Below are 18,456 nucleotides of genomic sequence, written 5' to 3'. Positions count from 1 at the left end.
GCCGTGCAGGTCGGGGAGCCGAACGCTGGTCTCGGCCGATGACGCCGGAATCGCGATCCGCGTACCCCGGCGAGAAGCTCGGCCTGCCGGAAACCGGGCCGGGGTCCCTGGCCCCGATGGGCCGTCGGCTGGGCGCGTTGATGGTCGACTGGCTGATCTCCTACGGCCTGGCCGCGCTGGCCCTGCGCTTCGGTGTTTTCTCCGAACACATGTTGGCGACGGCGGTGCTGGCCATCTGGTTCGTGCTGGGCGTGGTCTCGGTGCGGCTGTTCGGCTTCACGCCCGGGCAGTTGGTGGTCGGCCTGCGGGTGGTGACGGTCGACGGGCAGGCGGCGGTCGGCATCGTCCGCGCGGTGATACGGGGCGTGCTGGTGGGAACCGTCGTCCCGGCGTTGTTCACCGACTGGGACGGCCGGGGACTGCAGGACCGGCTGACCGCAACGGCGGTCGTGCGGCGCTGATTATTTACGGCGCACGGTGCGCTGCACACCGCGCATCTTGCCGGCGTTGGGAAGCGGCCCCTTCGGCAGGACGGCGGCGCCGGCCCGCGTCCCCAACGCGGCCAACCGCGACTCCAGCGTGTCCATCTGTTTGGCGGTGATGTTGGCCGGCAGGCGGTTGAGGTGGCGCTCCAGCTTGGACAGCGGAACCTCGTCGTCGCCGTTGCCGACGATGATGTCGTAGATCGGCACGTCGCCGATGAGTCGCGCGGTGCGCTTCTTCTCCTGGGCCAGCAGCGGCCGGACCCGGGCCGACGACCCTTCCCCGACCAAGATGACGCCGGGCCGGCCGATGACCCGGTGCACCGCGTCGAGGTGGCCGGTCGCGGCCACCCCCGGCGTCACCCGCCACTTGCCGCGCAAATTATCCAAAGCCCATGCGGCCGCGCCGGTTTGGCCCTCGGCCTTGCTGTAGACACTTTTCTGCGCCCGGCGGCCGAAGATGATGAAGGCGACCAGCCCGCCCAGCACCACGCCCAGCGGGATCAAGGTGATCATCGTCAGCCCGCCGGCCCACACACCGACCGCCACGGAGATTGCCACGATCAGCACGAAGGCGCCGATCATGTAGGGCAGCAGCCGCTTGTCCTCGCGGCGCTGCATGTTGAACGCCTGCCACAGCTGGGCGCGCCGCTCCTTCGCGGCGGCCTTGCGCGCGGCTTGCGCCTGCGCCCGGGCGGCCTTGTTCTCAGCGGCGGTGCGGGGTTTAGCCATAGTCAAAGAATACGTACCGCCGCCGCTGACTAGCGCGGCGCTACAACTTCAGGCGCGGGTGCGCGCGGCTTGCTCGTAGAGCCGGCCCGCCCGGTAGGACGACCGCACCAGCGGCCCGGCCAGCACCCCGGCGAAGCCCAGCCCCTCGGCATGCCGGGCGAACTCGACGAACTCGTCGGGATGCACCCAGCGTTCGACCGGATGGTGCCGCGTCGACGGGCGCAGGTACTGGGTGATGGTGACGATGTCGCAGCCGGCGCCCCGCAGGTCGGCCAGGGCGGTGCGCACCTCGTCGGCGGTCTCGCCCAGCCCGAGGATGAGATTGCTCTTGGTGACCAGCCCGGCGTCGCGCGCCGCGGTGATCACGTCGAGGCTGCGCTGGTAGGTGAAGGCGGGCCGGATCCGCTTGAAGATGCGGGGCACGGTTTCGACGTTGTGCGCCAACACTTCCGGGCGGGATTCGAACACCTCGGCAAGCCGGGCGGGCTCGCCGTTGAAGTCGGGGATCAACAGTTCGACGCCGGTCGACGGGTTGAGTTCCTTGATGGCGCGCACCGTCTCGGCGTAGAGCCAGGCCCCGCCGTCGGGCAGGTCATCGCGGGCCACCCCGGTGATGGTGGCGTAACGCAGTCCCATGGTGCGCACGCTGTCGGCGACGCGCCGCGGCTCGTCGCGGTCCAGGGCCGCGGGCTTTCCGGTGTCGATCTGGCAGAAGTCGCAGCGCCGGGTGCACTGGTCACCACCGATCAGGAACGTGGCTTCCCGGTCCTCCCAGCACTCGAAGATGTTGGGGCAGCCGGCCTCTTCGCAGACCGTGTGCAGCCCCTCGCGGTGGACCAGGCCCTTCAACTGGGTGTATTCGGGACCCATCCGGGCCCGGACCTTGATCCACGGCGGCTTGCGTTCGATCGGCGTCTGCGCGTTGCGGACCTCGAGGCGCAGCAATTTGCGGCCTTCGGGTGCGACAGTCACATGCCTGATGCTACGCGCGTACCCGGGTGTTCTTGGACCGGCAGGGCGCCGTCGAGGGCGTCGCAGACGGCGGCGGCGACGGCCGCGCGGACGTCGTCGACGACCACCGAATGTCCCAGCTCGGCGGACAACGACGTCACGCCGGCGTCGCTGATGCCACAGGGCACGATCGTGCCGAAAGCGCCGAGGTCGCAGTCGCAGTTGAGCGCGAACCCGTGCAGGGTGGTCGCGCGCGACACCCGGACGCCGATGGCCGCCACCTTGCGGTCGGGCCGGCCGCCAACGCCGGGCACCCACACCCCGGAGCGGCCGTGCACCCGACCGGTCTCCAAGCCCAGGTCGCCGCACACCTTGATCAACGCCTCCTCCAGGCGCCGCACGTAATTCACCACGTCGAGCGGTTCGGCCAGGCCGATGATCGGATATCCGACCAGTTGCCCCGGGCCGTGCCAGGTGATCTTGCCGCCGCGGTCGGTGTCGACGACGGGGGTGCCGTTAACCGGCCGCTCGTGCGGCTCGGTGCGCCGCCCCGCGGTGTAGACGGGCGGGTGCTCCAGCAACAGCAGCGTGTCGCTGCCGCCGGCGACCCTGGCGTCGGCCAGCTCGCGCTGCAGCTGCCAGGCGGTGCTGTAGTCGACTGTTCCGAGCTGGCGAACCTCGATCGCGGCCCGGCTGGACCGGATGGAATCGCTCACGTTCGCGACGGTACTCGCCGGACAACCACCCCGCGACGGGGCGTCACGCTGGGCGGCGTCAGCCACGCTGGCGTGACACTCGGCCGGCCGTAGTGGCTAGTCCCGATGGCGGCGACCCGCTTCGACCGGCTCCGCCGCCCTCGCGATCGCCGCTAGTCCTGGTCGCGCCGCGCGGTGGCGTAGCCGAGCGCCTCGCCAATCGTGTTGTGGTGGAACTGGAAACCGGCCCGCTCCAGCGCGGACGGGATGGCACGCTGGCCGGTCAGCACGCCCTCGTCGGCGAACTCACCGAGCGCGGCGCGCACTGCGAAACCGGGCATCATCAGCGGCGTCGGCCGGTTGACCGCCCGGCCGAACGCGGTGGTGAACTCGGCGTTGGTGACGGGCGCGGGCCCCGTCATGTTGACCGGGCCGGACAGCGCGGTGTTGGAGATCGCGAACAGCAGCGCCCGCACCTCGTCCTCCAGGGTGATCCAGGACATGTATTGACGGCCGCTGCCCAGCCGGGCCCCGAGGCCCGTCCGGAACAACGGCCGCAACCGCCCCAACGCGCCACCTGAGGGGGCGAACACCAGCCCCGTGCGGGCGAGCACCACCCGGGCGCCACCGTATTGCGCCGGCAGCGTGGCGGCCTCCCAGTCTTCGCACAGCTGGGCCAGGAAACCCCTTCCCGCCCGGTCGTTTTCGTCGACCACGTGGTCCTTGGTGTTCCCGTAGTAGCCCACCGCGCTGGCGTTGACCAGCGTCCCCACCCCGGCCTCGGCGACGGCATGCGCCAAGACTTCGGTCGGAGCGATCCGGCTGTCCCGCAGACCCTGCTTGAAGGCGCCCGACCAGCGGCGCTGGCCGACGTTGACACCGCACAGGTTGACGACGGCGTCGGCATCGCTGATCGCGTCGACGTCGAATTCGCCGCTCTCGGGGTTCCAGTGCAATTCGTCGGAATTCGACGGCGCCCGGCGCACGATGCGCAACACCCGGTGGTCGGCCGCACGCAGCGCCGCGGTCAAAGCGGATCCGATCAGTCCGGACGACCCCGCTATGGCGATGACGAGCTTGCCCACCGTTCGCCCGCCCCCTAAAGACCCAAGTCGGCCTCGAACGCTCCCTCTTCGAGGCGGTTCTTGATCGTGGTGAGGAAGCGTCCGGCATCAGCGCCGTCGATGAGCCGGTGGTCATAGGTGAGCGGGAGATAGCAGATGGAGCGGACGCCGATGGACTCGTTGCCGAATTCGTCGACGATCACCCGGGGCCGCTTCACGATGGCCCCGGTGCCCAGCATGGCGGCCTGCGGCGGAACCAGGATGGGGGTGTCGAACAAAGCGCCCTGGCTGCCGATGTTGGTGATGGTGAAGGTCCCGCCGGACAGTTCGTCGGGTTTGAGGTCACCCGAGCGGGCGCGCGCGGCGATGTCGGCGATGGCCCGGGCCAGTCCGGCCAGCGAGAGGTCGCCGGCGTTGTGGATGACGGGGGAGAGCAGCCCCTGTTCGGTATCGACCGCGAAGCCGAGATGCTCGGCGTCGTAGTAGGTGATCTCCTTGGTCTGCTCGTTGTAGCTCGCGTTGATGTTGGGGTGGACCTTCAACGCGTCGATCACCGCCCTGGCGATGAACGGCAGGAAGGTCAGGTTCACCCCCTCGCGTTCGGCGAACGCGGACTTCGCCCTGGCCCGCAACCCGACGATCCTGGTCATGTCGACCTCGTGGGTCTGGGTGAGCTGGGCCGTGGCCTGCAGGGATTCCCGAGTTTTGTTCGCGGTGAGCTGGCGGATCCGGCTGGCCTTCTGCGTGGTGCCGCGCAGGTGCGCCAGCGCCGGCGCCGTGGTGGGGGCGGCCGCCGGAGTCGCCTTGCCCTCCCCGGCCGGCGCGGCGGCGGGTGCCTGCGCTGGCGCGGGCGCCTTCTGGGCCTGTTGTTTCTTTTCCGCCGCGGCGAGCACGTCTTGCTTGCGGATGCGGCCGCCGACGCCGGTGCCGGTGATCCCGGCGAGGTCGATGTCGTGTTCGGTGGCCAGTTTGCGCACCAGCGGGGTCACGTACGGCGCGCCGTTCGGACTCGAGCCACTGGGCTGGGCCGCCGGTTGTGCCTGCGGCGGTTGGGCTTTCGGCGCCGGCTCGGGCTGCGAAACCGGCTGCGGTTCGGGCTTCGCCTCGGCCTTGCGTGGTTCGGGTGCCGGCTCGGGCTTGGGTTCCGGTTTGGGGGCGGGCGGGGGCGTGGGAGCGGAAGCGGCTTGCGAACCGCTGCCGATGCGTGCCAGCTCGCCGCCGACCGGCACGGTGGCGTCCTCTTCGGCGGTGATGCTGATCAGGACGCCGGCCACCGGGGAGGGAATCTCGGTGTCCACCTTGTCGGTCGACACCTCCACCAGCGCATCGTCTACCTGGACCGAGTCGCCGACCTTCTTCAGCCAGCGGGTCACCGTGCCCTCGGCCACCGACTCGCCGAGCTCCGGCATCAACACCGGGGTCGCGTCGCCGCCGGAGCTCTGCGCGGCGGGCTGAGGCTCGGGCTCCGGCTGGGCCGGGGCTTCGGTTTCGGGCTCGGATTGGGCCGGCGGGGCGGCTTCGGCCTGCGGTTCCGGCTGGGCGGCTTCGGCCTGCGGCTCCGGCTGGCTGGGTGCCTGCGGGGCCGCCTGGGAACCGCCGCCCTGCGAGCCACCCTCCGCCGAGTCACCGATCACAGCCAGCTCGCCGCCCACCTCGACGGTGTCGTCCTCCTGGGCGACGATCTTGGTCAGCACACCGGCGGCGGGCGACGGGATTTCGGTGTCGACCTTGTCGGTGGACACCTCGACGAGGGGTTCGTCGAGCTCGACCGTGTCGCCTTCCTGCTTGAGCCAGCGGGTGACCGTCCCTTCGGTGACGCTCTCACCGAGTGCCGGCATCTGGACGGAGAAGGCCATCGTTTTTGACTCCTCGATCGCTCGTGGGTCGGGGCGGGTCGAACATGTCGCTAGCCGTTCGAAGTAACTATCCAAAACTATCCTGTCACTGCATCCGCACCGGCACACATCCAGGGCGGACCGCGCGCGGATGCCGGGACGCCCCGAACGCCCTTGCTACGGTGTGGCCACTGCAGTTCAAGCGGGGAGGTCGGAGATGCCGGCAACACAACAGCTAGCCCAGCATTTCGTCGACAGCGCCGACGGCGCGCGAATCGCTGTCTACGAAGAGGGCAATCCCGAGGGGCCCACCGTCGTGCTGGTGCACGGCTTCCCCGACTCGCATGTGCTCTGGGACGGTGTCGTGCCGCTGCTGGCCGACCGGTTTCGCATCCTGCGGTACGACAACCGTGGCGTCGGTGAGTCCTCGGTGCCCAAGCCGGTGTCGGCATACCGCATGGACCGGTTCGCCGACGACTTCGCCGCGGTGACCGGCGAGCTCAGCCCCGGCCGGCCCGTGCACGTGCTCGCCCACGACTGGGGCTCGGTGGGCGTGTGGCACTACCTCAAGCGGTCCGGTGCCGGTGACCGGGTCGCCACGTTCACTTCGGTGTCCGGGCCCAGCCAGGACCAACTGGTCGACTACATCTTCAGCGGGCTGCGGCGGCCCTGGCGCCCGCGCACCTTCGCCCGGGCGATCAGCCAGGCGCTGCGGCTGACCTACATGATCTTCTTCTCGATCCCGGTGCTCGCGCCGCTGTTCCTCCGGCTGACGCTGTCGATCCCGGCTCTTCGGCGCAACGCGGTGGACAACATCCCGGTCGAGCAGATCCACCACTCGCCCCACCTGGCCCGCGACGCCGCCCGTTCGGTAAAGACGTATCCCGCCAACTACTTTCGCTCGTTCTCCGGCCGCGGGCAGGGCGTCGAAGTCGTCGACGTGCCGGTGCAGCTGATCGTCAACACCAAGGACAAGTACGTGCGGCCGTACGGCTACGACCACACGCCCCGCTTCGTGCCGCGGCTGTGGCGGCGCGACATCAGGGCCGGCCACTTCTCGCCGATGTCCCACCCGCAGGTGATGGCCGCGGCGGTGCACGAGTTCGCCGATCTGGCCGAGGGCAAACCGCCCAGCCGCGCGCTGCTGCGCGCGCAGGTCGGGCGCCCGCGCGGATCCTTCGGCGACACCCTGGTGTCGGTCACCGGCGCCGGCAGCGGAATCGGCCGCGAGACGGCGTTCGCGTTCGCGCGGGAGGGCGCCGAGCTGGTCATCAGCGACATCGACGAGGCGGCCGTCAAGGCCACGGCCGCCGAGATCGCCACCCGCGGCGGCGCCGCGCATGCTTACGTGCTGGACGTGTCCGACGCCGCGGCCGTGGAGGCGTTCGCCGAGCGGGTGAGCGCCGAACACGGCGTGCCCGACATCGTGGTCAACAACGCCGGCATCGGCCAGGCCGGGGGATTCCTGGACACCCCGGCCGAGCAGTTCGACCGGGTGCTCGACGTCAACCTGGGCGGTGTGGTCAACGGGTGCCGGTCCTTCGCGCGGCGGCTGGTCGAGCGTGGCACCGGCGGGTACATCGTCAACGTGTCATCGATGGCCGCCTACGCGCCGTTGCAGTCGCTGAACGCCTACTGCACCTCGAAGGCCGCGACCTACATGTTCTCCGATTGCCTGCGCGCCGAACTCGACGCCGCGGGGGTGGGGCTGACCACCATCTGCCCGGGCGTCATCGACACCAACATCATCAACACCACCCGGTTCGACGCGCCCGCCGGAAAGGGCGAACAGGTCGACGGCCGGCGCGGCCAGCTCGGCAAGATGTTCGCGCTGCGGCATTACGGCCCCGACAAGGTCGCCAACGCGATCCTGTCGTCGGTCAAGAAGAAGAAGCCGATTCGCCCTGTGGCTCCGGAAGCCTATGCGCTGTACGGTCTTTCGCGCGTGGCGCCGCAGGGCTTGCGTAACTTCGCGCGGATGCGGGTGATCTGACCGCGGTTTAGGTGCCCGCCCGGGCCGCGCCCTGACGGCCCGTCAGCAACACCCCGCCGATCGCGAGCAGCCCGATGACCGCCAGCGGAATGGACCACGTGCGCCGGCTGCCCACCGACGACTGGCACTGCGCCACATAGTCGGTGTGTGGAACAACCTGATTGAGGATCGGGATGTTCGCCACGCTGTTGTTGTTGGCGCTTCTGGCCGCGGACAGGTCCGTCGCGACCGCGTTCCCGCACCCGATCGAATGGCCGTTGCTGTCGGAAATCGACACCGGCGCCAATAGCCCGATCACACCGGCCAGCAAAAGTACCGCGCCCACACCGAGAATCAACCGTCGCACCGTCACGATCTCGCCTTTCGCCGTCCGGATTTTGACCGCTAGGAGATTAACCACTGTTGGGGCCCGGTAAACCCGAATTTGACCGGTACGGCGGCCGCTACGTGGGTATTCCGCCGCGGTAGCCGAAAGGGGAATGGTTGTGGTGCTGAGTGCGACGCGGGATGTGGCCGCGCCTTGCGAGCGGGTGTGGGAAGTGCTGGCCCAAGGGTGGACCTACACCCAGTGGGTGGTGGGCAACAGCCGCATGCGGGCCGTCGATCCGGACTGGCCGGAGCCCGGCTCATCGATCAGGCACTCGATCGGGATCTGGCCGCTGGTGATCAACGACGCGACGGTGGTCGAAGAGTGCGAACCGCCGCACAAGCTGGTGCTGTGCGCCCGCCTCGGGCCGCTCGGTGCCGCGCGGATAACGATGCTGCTGCACGAGACCCCCACGGGCTGCCGGGTCGAGATGATCGAAGTGCCCGTCGAGGGCCCGATGGGGGCCGTGCCCAATTCCCTTGCGCTGGCTGCGGCTTACCCGCGCAACAAGGAATGCCTGTGGCGTCTGGGGGCTCTGGCGGAGCGCAAGGAGCCGAGCCAGGTGAAGTGATCGTGGGGGATACCGCGGACGCCGTCGTCATCGGGGCCGGACACCACGGGCTGGTTGCCGCCTCGATGCTGGCCGACGCCGGATGGGACGTGCTGGTGCTGGAAGCCCAGCCGGAACCGGGCGGCGCGGTCCGCAGCGCGGAGCTGACGCCCGGCTACATCACCGACCTGTTCAGCTCTTACTACCCGATGACGGTGGCCTCACCGGCGATGGCGGCGCTGCAGCTCGAAGACCACGGGCTGCGGTGGTCACACGCGCCGGCGGTGGTCGGGCATCCGCGCAGCGCGGCCGATGACGACCCGCCCGTCATCTATCACGACCCTGCCCGCACGGCAACGGAATTCGCGCGGCGGGAACCCGCCGATGGCGATAACTGGTGGCGGCTGGTGGACTTGTGGCAGCGGATCAAGGCTCCGCTGCTCGACGCCATGCTGGCGCCCTTCCCGCCCGTGCGCCCGCTGATGCGACTGCTGACCAAACTCGGCACGGCCGAGGCGATTCGGGTGGCGCGCCTGCTGGTGCAGCCGGCCAACACCATGGCGAGTGAGCTGTTCGCTGGCGAGGCGCCCCGAGTATTGTTGTTGGGCAACGCGATGCACGCCGACGTCCCACCGGACGCGCCGATCAGCGGCGCCATGGGGTTCCTGATGACAATGCTGGCCCAGGACGGCGGCTGGCCCGTGCCGGTGGGCGGTTCCGGTCAGCTGACGGCCGCCCTGGTCAACCGTGCTCGCTCCGCAGGCGCGCGAATCGAGTGCAACCAGAACGTTTCCCGTATCCAGGTGCGGGGCGGTCGCGCGGTCGGCGTGACGACGGCCGGGGGGCGCACCGTCGCGGCCCGGCGGGCGATCGTCGCCGACGTGGCGGCGCCCCGGCTGTTCCGCGACATGCTTCCCCCGGATGCGCTGCCGCCCAAGCTGTTACGCGACCTCGAGTATTTCATGTGGGATCCGCCGGTGGTGAAGGTCAACTACGCCCTCGGCGGGCCCGTTCCCTGGCGCGCCCAGAACCTGCACGGCGTCGGCACCGTCCACCTGGGGGCCGACGGTGACGGGCTGGTCCGCTGGATGGCCGACCTGAACACCCGGGTGGTGCCGGAGCATCCGTTCATGTTGTTCGGGCAGACCACCACCGCGGATCCGAGCAGGTCTCCCGCGGGCACCGAAAGTGTCTGGGCCTATACGCATTTGCCGCGCAACGTCGCCGACGACGCGTCGGCCGACCGGCTCGCCGCGGGGATGGACCGAGTCATCGAGGAACACGCGCCGGGCTTCGGTTCGGCGGTCATCGACAGGTTCGTGCAGCGGCCGTCGGACTTGGAGGCCAGCGACGCCAACCTGCACATGGGGGCGCTCAACGGTGGCACGGCGCAGTTGCAGCAGATGCTGATCTTTCGCCCGGCGCCCGGCATGGGCCGCGCCGAAACCCCGGTGCAGGGGCTGTATCTGGGCAGCGCGTCGGCAACCCCGGGCGGCTCCGTGCACGGCGCCTGCGGCCGCAACGCGGCGAACGCCGCGTTGGCCGCCGACGGCGCGAGCGGTTGGCCGCGCCGCACGGTGCAACGGGCCGTCTTCTCGTTGCTGACGAAGTGAGGCGCTAGCCGTTCGCTAGCCCTTTTCGCAGATGTCCTCGAGCACCGCGAACATGGTGCGGGTCGGCACACCGGTGCCGCCCTTGGGGGTGTGCCCCCACGGGCCGCCGGTGTTGTACGCCGGGCCGGCCACGTCGATGTGGGCCCAGCTCACGCCGTCGGCGACGAATTCGCGCAGGAACACCCCGGCCACCAGCATGCCGGCGAAGCGCTGGCCGCTGATGTTGGACAGGTCGGCCACCGTGGACTTCAGGTCTTCCTTGAGTTCGTCGGGCAGCGGCATCGGCCAACCGTTCTCGCCCACCCGCTGCGAGATCGCGGCGACCCGGTCGCGGAACTCGTCGCTGCCCATCACCCCGGGGATCCGGGCGCCCAACGCCACCGTCTGCGCGCCGGTCAACGTGGACGTCTCGATCAGGTAGTCGGGGTTGTCCTCGCAGGCCCGCACGATGGCGTCGGCCAGGATGAGCCGACCCTCGGCGTCGGTGTTCTGCACCTCGACGGTGATGCCGCCGTATTGGGTCAACACGTCGCCAGGACGCTGCGCGGTGCCCGACGGCATGTTCTCGGCCATCGGCACGGTGGCGATCACGTCGATCGGCAACCGCAACTGGGCGGCCAGTGCCACCGTGGCGATGACCGCGGCCGCGCCGCCCATGTCCGAGGTCATGTGGTGCATCGACGCCGCCGGCTTGATCGAGATGCCGCCGGTGTCGAACGTGATGCCCTTGCCGACCAGCGCGACTCGCTTGGCCTGCTTGGACTTCTTGGCCAGCTTCGCACCCCGGTGGGTCAGCCGTACCAGCCGCGGCGGTCGCGACGAGCCCTGGCCGACGCCGATCACGCCGCCGTAGCCGGCCTTCTGTAACGCCTTCTCGTCGAGCACCTCCACCTCGAGGCCCACGGATTCGCCCAAAGCCCTTGCACGCTTAGCGAATTCGGCCGGGAAGAGGTGACTTGGCGGCGTGTTGACGAAGTCGCGAGCGGTGGCCACCGCCGTCGCCACGGCCGCGCCGTGCGCGCTGGCCGCTTTGGCGTCCTTCGAGGCTGACAGGACGGTGATCTTGCGCAGCCCTTTGTCTTTCGGCGCGGTCTTGCCGCTGCGGAATTCGGTGAACCGGTAGCTGCCCAGGATGAGTCCCTCGACGGCCGCCGAGCAGACGTCGGCGTCGAAGTCACCGGGCAGCGTGAGGATCGCCGCCTCGGCGGTGCCCACCGACCGCGCCGCCACACCCGCGGCGCGCCGGACCGTGTCGGCCAGCCACTCGGGACGCGGTTTACCCAGGCCGATCGTCAGCACGCTCGACACCGGCAGCGACGGCACCACCAGGCGGTGGACCTGCTCACTACCGCCGGTGGCGTCGAGTGCCCGCAGGCCGGATTCGATCTCGGCGACGGCGTCGGCCGTCAGCAGCGACTCGCCGGCCGCAACCGCCGCCCCGGGCCGGTCCTCGTCGCCGGTCGAGACGACCGGCACGATCAATACCGAAGAACCCGCCCCGCGTTTCGGCAGCGACGTGGCGACGTTGACGGATGGGCTTGCATAGCTCAATTCGGTGGTCACGGGCATTTACCCTAATCGGCGGAGCCCGCGCCGAGGTCGGGGGCGCCCGCGCCCCGCAGCTCAAAGGCGACGACGGGGGCGTCAAAACCCTTGAGTTCAAAGGGGCCGCGGGCCGTCGCCGGCCAGTCCGGCAGTTGCTCGTGCAGGGCCGAATCGGCCAGGATCTGGCACGGGGCGGCGGCCCCGACCAGGCGCGCCGCCAGGTTGACCGGACTGCCGAAGTAGTCCCCGTTGATCGCCAGGACGCTGCCGTACGCAAGGCCGGCGCGGACCTGCAAACCCTCCTCGCGCGCCCGCGGATGGTCGACGAGGTCGACCGCCGCCCTGGCCAGGCGTTCGGGCGACGCGCTCACCCACATCACCTCGTCACCGATGAACTTCACCACCCGGCCGCCATCGCGGTGCACCACATCCGCGACGGTCCCGGCGAACTCGTTGAGCAGATCCGAAAGCTGCGCGGGGGTCAGCGCGCGGGTGAGCACGGTGAAACCGGACAGATCCGCAAAACCGATGCCGCACACCACGCTTGCCGAGGTGTCGCGAAGGACGCCTTCGAAGTGGGTTCGCGCGCCGGTCAGATGGTGGCGATGAGCGACGTCGATCAGCGCCGAAATCCGGGGGACGAACTCCGCGACCGCGCGGTAAGCCTGCGCCGTGGCGAGCTCGTCGTTGGTGTAGGTCATCTGGATGTCCGGCGTCCCGGCCCGGATCGCGGTCGACTCGGCCTCCGCGAGCCGGGCCATCGCGGCACCGAGCACCCGCAGCAGCCCGAACGCGCCGTCTTCGCCCACCACCGTCTTCAAGGCGACCCAGGTCGCCAGCGCATCGACGTCGGCCTGGCTCAGCGCGGGAACGTCGGGACCGGCGACGGTCAGGCCGAGCAAACCCCACGCGTGGGTGACTTCCGCGGGCGCCAAGCCGAGCTGCTCGGCGGCGGTCGCCATCGTGTGGATCGGGCGCCCCGACCATTGCAGGACGTCGCCGGCAAGCCCGAACAGCCGTCCGCGCTGCTCGGCCTCCACCATTTCGTCGACGCTGAAGCCGAGTTCGTCGAGGTATTTGATCAGATCGGCCCGTTCGCGCGGGCGAGCGATTCCGGCAGCCTCAAGCGCTTCGAAGTCCGGGGAATCGACCACCCACCCAAGTGTGCCAGCAGCCGCGATTAGGGTGAACCGTCGTGACCGATGACTTACAGCATGGCCCGCTGGAAGACCGCCACCGCGACCTGGGGGCCAGTTTCGCTGAGTTCAGCGGGTGGCTGATGCCGGTCTCGTACGCCGGCACCGTCAGCGAACACAACGCCACCCGCAACGCCGTCGGCCTGTTCGACGTCAGCCACCTGGGCAAGGCGTTGATCCGCGGGCCGGGGGCCGCCGAATTCGTCAACTCGACGCTCACCAACGACCTGAGCCGCATCGGGCCGGGCAAGGCGCAATACACGTTGTGCTGCACCGAATCCGGCGGCGTCATCGACGACTTGATCGCCTACTACGTCGACGACGACGAGATCTTTCTGGTGCCCAACGCGGCCAACACCGCCGCGGTGGTCGAGGCGCTGCAGGCCGCTGCCCCGGCGAGCCTGACGATCACCAACGAGCATCGCTCCTACGCGGTGCTGGCGGTGCAGGGCCCGCGCTCGGCGGACGTGCTCGGCGAGCTGGGCCTGCCGACCGGCATGGACTACATGGGCTACGCCGACGCCTCCTATGCGGGGGTGCCGGTGCGGGTGTGCCGGACCGGATACACCGGAGAGCACGGCTACGAGCTGCTGCCCCCGTGGGAATCCTCGGGGGTGGTGTTCGACGCGCTGGCCGCGGCGGTCGGCGCCGCCGGCGGGGAGCCCGCCGGGCTGGGCGCCCGGGACACGCTGCGCACCGAGATGGGCTACCCGCTGCACGGGCACGAACTGGCGCTGGACATTTCGCCGCTGCAGGCCCGATGCGGCTGGGCGATCGGCTGGAAGAAGGACGCGTTCTTCGGCCGCGACGCGCTGCTGGCGGAGAAGGCGGCGGGGCCGCGGCGGCTGCTGCGCGGCCTGCGGTTGGTCGGCCGCGGTGTGCTGCGGCCCGGGCTGACGGTGCTCGCCGGCGAGACGCCGGTGGGGGTCACCACGTCGGGGACGTTCTCGCCGACGCTGCAAGTCGGCATCGGGCTGGCGCTGGTCGACGCCGACGCCGGCGTCGAGGACGGGCAGCGCATCACCGTCGACATTCGCGGGCGTGCCGCCGAGTGCGAGGTCGTGCGGCCACCCTTCGTCGAAGCGAAAACCCGTTAGTGCCGCCGGTTCAGGTGAAAAGCCCGGTCGCAGGCGGATATACAATCAGCCGCATGACCAGCGGCTCGCTCGAGTTCACGGTTTCGCGTTCGGCCCACCCCGCGACCGACGCCGAACGTGGATCCATCCTGGCCGAGCCCGGTTTCGGCAAATACTTCACCGACCACATGGTGTCGATCGACTACGACGACGACCGGGGTTGGCACAACGCGCGGGTCATCCCGTACGGCCCGATCGAGCTGGACCCGTCGGCGATCGTGCTGCACTACGCGCAGGAGATCTTCGAAGGGCTCAAGGCGTACCGCTGGGCGGACGGCTCGGTCGTGTCGTTTCGCGCCGAGGCCAACGCCGCGCGGTTGCGTTCGTCGGCGCGGCGGCTCGCGATGCCAGAACTGCCCGAAGAGCTGTTCATGGGCTCGCTGCGTCAGCTCATCGCGGTCGACAAGCCCTGGGTGCCCGCCGCCGGGGGCGAAGAGGCGCTGTATCTGCGCCCGTTCATCATCGCGACCGAGCCCGGGTTGGGCGTGCGGCCGTCCAAGCGGTACCGGTATCTGCTGATCGCCTCACCGGCCGGGGCGTACTTCAGGGGCGGCATCAACCCCGTCACCGTGTGGGTGTCGACGGATTACGTGCGGGCCAGCCCGGGCGGCACCGGCGCGGCCAAGTTCGGCGGCAACTATGCAGCCTCCCTGCTGGCCCAGGCCGAGGCCGCCGCCCACGAGTGCGACCAGGTGGTGTGGCTGGACGCCGTCGAACGGCGCTTCGTCGAGGAGATGGGCGGCATGAACATCTTCTTCGTGTTCGGCAGCGGCGGGTCGGCGCGGTTGGTCACCCCGGAGCTGTCCGGTTCGCTGTTGCCCGGGATCACTCGGGATTCATTGCTGCAGTTGGCAATTGACGCCGGATTCTCCGTCGAGGAACGCAAGATCGACATCGACGAATGGCAGAAGAAGGCCGCCGCCGGCGAGATCACCGAGGTGTTCGCCTGCGGCACCGCCGCCGTCATCACACCCGTCTCGCACGTGAAGTACGGCGACACCGACTTCACCGTCGCCGACGGCCAACCCGGCGAAGTGACGATGGCGCTGCGCGACACGCTGACCGGAATCCAGCGCGGGACCTTCGCCGACACCCACGGCTGGATGGCGCGGCTGGGCTAGCCGCGTCCGAACGCCCGGCCAGCCGGACAGCGGGACGCGAGCGCCCGGGCGCCCGGGCGCTCGGCCCTAGAACCGCACCAGCGCGGCGAGCGCGACGGCGCTCACCGTCGTGGTCAGCTCGATGGCGGCACCCAGCACGTCGCCGGTGATGCCGCCGAATCGGCGCACGCAGTGCCGGATCAACACCGCAGCGCAGCACAGCGCCGCGAGCACCGCGACCGGACCCTGCCACGGCCGAGGTCCCGCCGCCAGGGCAACGACCAGCAGCACCGCGACCCAGACCGCCGCCACGACCACCGGCTGGCTGCCGGCGACCCGCACGCCCAGCGCGCTGCCCGCGGCCGCCGGCACCGACCGCCGACTCGCCAGCACCGCGGCGACGCGGCCCGCGAAGACCGCCACGGCGATGCCGATGATCCCCGGCCTGCCCGCGGCCCCCAGCGCCGCGAAGGCCAGCCCCTGCAGCGCGATCACCAAGACGACGGCCGCCGCGCCGAACGGGCCGGTCGACCCGTCGCGCATCACCGCCAGCGCGCGCTCCGGCGGCCCGTAACAGCCCAGCCCGTCGGCCGTGTCGGCGACACCATCGAGGTGCAGGCCGCGGGTGGCCAGCAGCAGCGCCACCACCGCGAGCAGGCCGGACAGCGGGCTGGACGCGCCAAACGCGTGAGCACCGCCCCACGTCACCGCCGCGGCCAGCGCACCCAGGACGGCGCCCACCACCGGCAGCGCCGTCATGGCGCCGCGGCCCATCGGCGCGTGCCGTGAACGCGGGACGGGAAGCACCGTACCGAACGCGAAAGCCGTTGCCAGCGAACGCATCACTGCGGGGGGGAAGCCTGGTTGGACACACCGGCCTGCGTGAACGTGGCCATCGACGACAGCGTGGCCACCGCGGCGCGCAGCAGCGGCAGCGCCAGCGCCGCGCCGCTTCCCTCACCCAGCCGCATCCGCAGATCCAGAATCGGCTCCAGGCCCAGCTCGGTAAGCGCCAGGGCATGACCGGGTTCGGTGGACCGATGACCGGCCTGCCACCACAGCCGGGCGCCGGGAGCCAGCCGCTCGGCGACCAGCGCGGCGGCCGTCACCGCCATCCCGTCCAGCAGCAGCGGAGTGCGTCGCACCGCGGCCTGCGCGCAGAAGCCCGCCATCGCGGCCAAATCCGCGCCGCCGCCGCAGCGCAGCAACGCCACCGGGTCGGGCAGCACGCGGCGCGCCCGGAACAGGGCGTCGCGCACCGCGGCCGTCTTGCGCGCCCAGCCGGCGTCGTCGATCCCGGTGCCGAAGCCCACCACCGAAACCGGTTCGGCGTTCGTCAGCGCCGCCACCAACACCGCGGCCGGGGTGGTGTTCCCGATCCCCATGTCCCCGGCGATCAGCAGGTCGGCGCCGGCGTCGACCTCCTCGTCGGCGATGGCGCGACCCGCGGCGATCGCGGCGGCGGTCTCGTCGTCAGTCAGCGCGTCCTCGACGGCGATGTTGCCGCTGCCGCGCCGCACCTTGTGGGCGCCGATCCGGTCGGTCAGGGCGTCGCCCGCCACCGCCAGGTCGGCGACCCGCACCGTCGCGCCGGCGAGATCGGCCAGCACATTGATCGCCGCCCCGCCGGCATCGAAGTTGGTGACCATCTGAGCGGTCACCTCCGGCGGGTAGGCCGACACCCCGGAGCGGGCGACGCCGTGGTCGCCGGCGAACACCACCACCCGGGCGCGCTCGAATTGCTTTGGCGGGCAGAGCCCTTGGCACGACGCGACCCACACGGAAAGGTCCTCGAGGCGGCCCAGCGCGCCCCTCGGCTTGGTCAGGGTGTCCTGGCGGGCGCGGGCGGCCGCGGCGACGCCCGCATCGGGCGGCGATACCGGGGCGAATTCCATCAGGTCCCCGGCGGCTTGATCGGCACCGCTTGCCCGGCCACCACCAGCACCACCCGGTCGCACAGCTCGGCGACCCGCTGGTTGAGGCTGCCCAGTTCGTCGGCGAACCGGCGCCCGGACACGGTGGCAGGGACGACGGCCAACCCCACCTCCGGGCTGACCAGCACCAGCGTGGAACCGAAGTCGCTGACCGCGGCGAGCATCTCATCGACCGGAGCCGCCACCGATCCGCCGTCCCATCCGTCGTGGCGATCCAGCGTGCCGGTCAGCCAGCTGCCCAGATCGTCGACGAGCGTCGGAGTGTCCGGCGAGTTCCGCAATTGCGTTGCGACGTCGTCGGATTCGACCGTCGACCAATGCGCCGGCCGACGGTTGCGGTGCTCGGTGACCCGGTGCGCCCAGTCCGCGTCGCCCGAACCGGTGGGGCCGGGGGCCAGGTAACAGACCGGCTGGCCGGCCGGCAGCGCCTCGGCGATCGCGTCTTCCGCCCACCGGGATTTGCCCGACCGGATCCCGCCGAGCACCAGAGTGCGCACCGTGCTCAGGCGGCTTTCCCGCGTCTAACCGACATCGCTGCCGCGCTCGACCTGGGGCCGCGGTGTGCGCATCCGTCGCATCTGCGAGGCCCGGCCGGCGGCGTAGAGGCCCAGCTTCCAGCGGCTTTCGGTGTTGTCGGGGAACTTGGCGTCCACCAGCTTGCTCACTTTGCGGCCCAGCAGGACCCCGTCGATACCCATCACGGCCATCAGCACCAGCATCGCCGGGGAAACCCAGAGCTGCAGCTGCGGGGTGGTGAACATGACGAACATCAGAAACAGCGTCGCCGGCATGAACAGGCCGAGCAGGTTGCGCCGGGAGTCCACCACGTCGCGCGCGTAGCGCCGTATCGGGCCCTGGTCACGCGGCAGCAGGTAAGCCTCTTCGCCGGCCATCATGCGCTGTCGGCGATCCGTCATCCGCGCGCGGCTGGCGGTCCGGTCGGCCTTGCGCTCCTCGCGACTGAGCTTGGGGCCGGCCAGCGTTTTGCGCCGGGCGCGCGCCTCCGACGCGCTCATCGGCGCGGGCGCCACCGGCCCCTTGCGCCGCGCCTGACTGCGCTTGGGCGTCGGCCGGCCCTTGGGGCTCGTCCCACGCGACCCGCTAGCGGTTGTCTCGGGGGCGCCGGCGGCATCCGCTGCGGCCGCGCCCTCGTCAAGCTCTTCGTCCTGGCCTTTCTTACGGCCCATCAACTTCACAGAGGCCAGGTTACTTCGCGAATGGCTCGTCCCGGAATTGGCTTGGAATGCCTTGCTATTAGACCTG

General features: G+C 70.6%; 18 protein-coding genes. 6 read left to right on the top strand and 12 right to left on the bottom strand.

Annotation, left to right across the window (positions count from 1 at the left end):
- The first annotated feature begins 38 nt into the window (after positions 1-38).
- A complete protein-coding gene (locus tag A5781_RS03080; protein ID WP_067200960.1) occupies positions 39-461 on the top strand; it encodes an RDD family protein in 423 nt (140 codons plus the stop codon).
- On the opposite strand, the gene A5781_RS03075 is transcribed toward A5781_RS03080, so the two are convergent.
- From A5781_RS03075 to sucB, 5 genes are all read right to left on the bottom strand, one after another.
- Complete coding sequence (locus tag A5781_RS03075) at positions 462-1,214, bottom strand: DUF4191 domain-containing protein (RefSeq protein WP_067200957.1); 753 nt, start codon at positions 1,212-1,214, stop codon at positions 462-464.
- Between the two features lie 48 nt (positions 1,215-1,262).
- Positions 1,263-2,186 (bottom strand): lipoyl synthase, encoded by a 924-nt coding sequence (gene lipA / locus A5781_RS03070; protein ID WP_067200954.1) that lies wholly within the window; start codon positions 2,184-2,186, stop codon positions 1,263-1,265.
- On the bottom strand, positions 2,183-2,881 hold the full coding sequence (gene lipB / locus A5781_RS03065; protein ID WP_067200950.1) for a lipoyl(octanoyl) transferase LipB: 699 nt from the start codon (positions 2,879-2,881) through the stop codon (positions 2,183-2,185). The genes lipA and lipB overlap by 4 nt, the downstream gene beginning before the upstream one ends.
- 152 nt (positions 2,882-3,033) lie before the next feature.
- Positions 3,034-3,945 carry a TIGR01777 family oxidoreductase gene (locus A5781_RS03060; RefSeq protein ID WP_067200947.1) on the bottom strand — a complete coding sequence of 304 codons (912 nt, stop codon included), beginning with the start codon at positions 3,943-3,945 and terminating at the stop codon, positions 3,034-3,036.
- A gap of 14 nt (positions 3,946-3,959) precedes the next feature.
- Positions 3,960-5,780, bottom strand: coding sequence for a 2-oxoglutarate dehydrogenase, E2 component, dihydrolipoamide succinyltransferase (sucB, locus tag A5781_RS03055; protein WP_067200944.1), 1,821 nt, complete (start codon positions 5,778-5,780; stop codon positions 3,960-3,962).
- A 196-nt stretch (positions 5,781-5,976) separates the two neighbouring features.
- Here sucB and A5781_RS03050 point away from each other — a divergent pair, with 196 nt between their 5' ends.
- Positions 5,977-7,752: an SDR family oxidoreductase gene (locus A5781_RS03050; protein ID WP_067200941.1), complete on the top strand. Its 1,776-nt coding sequence runs from the start codon at positions 5,977-5,979 to the stop codon at positions 7,750-7,752.
- Between the two features lie 7 nt (positions 7,753-7,759).
- On the opposite strand, the gene A5781_RS03045 is transcribed toward A5781_RS03050, so the two are convergent.
- A complete protein-coding gene (locus A5781_RS03045) occupies positions 7,760-8,104 on the bottom strand; it encodes an aminopeptidase (protein ID WP_067201068.1) in 345 nt (114 codons plus the stop codon).
- A 136-nt stretch (positions 8,105-8,240) separates the two neighbouring features.
- On the opposite strand from A5781_RS03045, the gene A5781_RS03040 reads away from it, so the two are divergent.
- Positions 8,241-8,690 carry an SRPBCC domain-containing protein gene (locus A5781_RS03040; protein ID WP_067201064.1) on the top strand — a complete coding sequence of 150 codons (450 nt, stop codon included), beginning with the start codon at positions 8,241-8,243 and terminating at the stop codon, positions 8,688-8,690.
- Entirely contained in the window at positions 8,687-10,282 is a 1,596-nt protein-coding gene (locus A5781_RS03035; RefSeq protein WP_067200938.1) for an NAD(P)/FAD-dependent oxidoreductase, read from the top strand. Before A5781_RS03040 ends, A5781_RS03035 begins: the two co-directional genes overlap by 4 nt.
- A 15-nt stretch (positions 10,283-10,297) precedes the next feature.
- Here A5781_RS03035 and A5781_RS03030 read toward each other — a convergent pair whose 3' ends face one another.
- Positions 10,298-11,845 (bottom strand): leucyl aminopeptidase, encoded by a 1,548-nt coding sequence (locus tag A5781_RS03030; protein WP_156624331.1) that lies wholly within the window; start codon positions 11,843-11,845, stop codon positions 10,298-10,300.
- Positions 11,846-11,856: 11 nt separating this feature from the next.
- Positions 11,857-12,981: an adenylate/guanylate cyclase domain-containing protein gene (locus A5781_RS03025; RefSeq protein ID WP_067200931.1), complete on the bottom strand. Its 1,125-nt coding sequence runs from the start codon at positions 12,979-12,981 to the stop codon at positions 11,857-11,859.
- Positions 12,982-13,022: 41 nt separating this feature from the next.
- Here A5781_RS03025 and gcvT point away from each other — a divergent pair, with 41 nt between their 5' ends.
- Both gcvT and A5781_RS03015 read left to right on the top strand, forming a co-directional pair.
- Entirely contained in the window at positions 13,023-14,120 is a 1,098-nt protein-coding gene (gene gcvT, locus A5781_RS03020; RefSeq protein ID WP_067200929.1) for a glycine cleavage system aminomethyltransferase GcvT, read from the top strand.
- Positions 14,121-14,173: 53 nt separating this feature from the next.
- Entirely contained in the window at positions 14,174-15,280 is a 1,107-nt protein-coding gene (locus A5781_RS03015) for a branched-chain amino acid aminotransferase (RefSeq protein ID WP_067201062.1), read from the top strand.
- Positions 15,281-15,346: 66 nt separating this feature from the next.
- On the opposite strand, the gene A5781_RS03010 is transcribed toward A5781_RS03015, so the two are convergent.
- Genes A5781_RS03010 through A5781_RS02995 form a run of 4 tightly spaced genes read right to left on the bottom strand, consistent with a single transcriptional unit; the run spans position 15,347 to position 18,389 of the window.
- Entirely contained in the window at positions 15,347-16,105 is a 759-nt protein-coding gene (locus tag A5781_RS03010) for an adenosylcobinamide-GDP ribazoletransferase (protein WP_067200926.1), read from the bottom strand.
- Entirely contained in the window at positions 16,102-17,157 is a 1,056-nt protein-coding gene (gene cobT / locus A5781_RS03005) for a nicotinate-nucleotide--dimethylbenzimidazole phosphoribosyltransferase (RefSeq protein ID WP_156624346.1), read from the bottom strand. The genes A5781_RS03010 and cobT overlap by 4 nt, the downstream gene beginning before the upstream one ends.
- Positions 17,154-17,690 (bottom strand): bifunctional adenosylcobinamide kinase/adenosylcobinamide-phosphate guanylyltransferase, encoded by a 537-nt coding sequence (locus tag A5781_RS03000; protein WP_067200920.1) that lies wholly within the window; start codon positions 17,688-17,690, stop codon positions 17,154-17,156. Before A5781_RS03000 ends, cobT begins: the two co-directional genes overlap by 4 nt.
- Before the next feature lie 24 nt (positions 17,691-17,714).
- Positions 17,715-18,389, bottom strand: coding sequence for a DUF3043 domain-containing protein (locus A5781_RS02995; RefSeq protein ID WP_067200917.1), 675 nt, complete (start codon positions 18,387-18,389; stop codon positions 17,715-17,717).
- Between the last annotated feature and the right edge of the window lie 67 nt (positions 18,390-18,456).

The organism is Mycobacterium sp. 852002-30065_SCH5024008 (genome assembly GCF_001665645.1).
GTDB lineage: Bacteria > Actinomycetota > Actinomycetes > Mycobacteriales > Mycobacteriaceae > Mycobacterium > Mycobacterium paraffinicum.
The sequence above is the reverse complement of the archived record's forward strand: the minus strand, read 5'-3'. Positions and strand labels throughout refer to the sequence as shown.

Bases quoted from the DNA above. Each gene is read 5' to 3' on its own strand.
- A5781_RS03075 (WP_067200957.1), bottom strand. From the start codon at position 1,214: ATGGCTAAACCCCGCACCGCCGCTGAGAACAAGGCCGCCCGGGCGCAG.
- A5781_RS03050 (WP_067200941.1), top strand. From the start codon at position 5,977: ATGCCGGCAACACAACAGCTAGCCCAGCATTTCGTCGACAGCGCCGAC.
- A5781_RS03015 (WP_067201062.1), top strand. From the start codon at position 14,174: ATGACCAGCGGCTCGCTCGAGTTCACGGTTTCGCGTTCGGCCCACCCC.
- A5781_RS03080 (WP_067200960.1), top strand. From the start codon at position 39: ATGACGCCGGAATCGCGATCCGCGTACCCCGGCGAGAAGCTCGGCCTG.
- sucB (WP_067200944.1), bottom strand. From the start codon at position 5,780: ATGGCCTTCTCCGTCCAGATGCCGGCACTCGGTGAGAGCGTCACCGAA.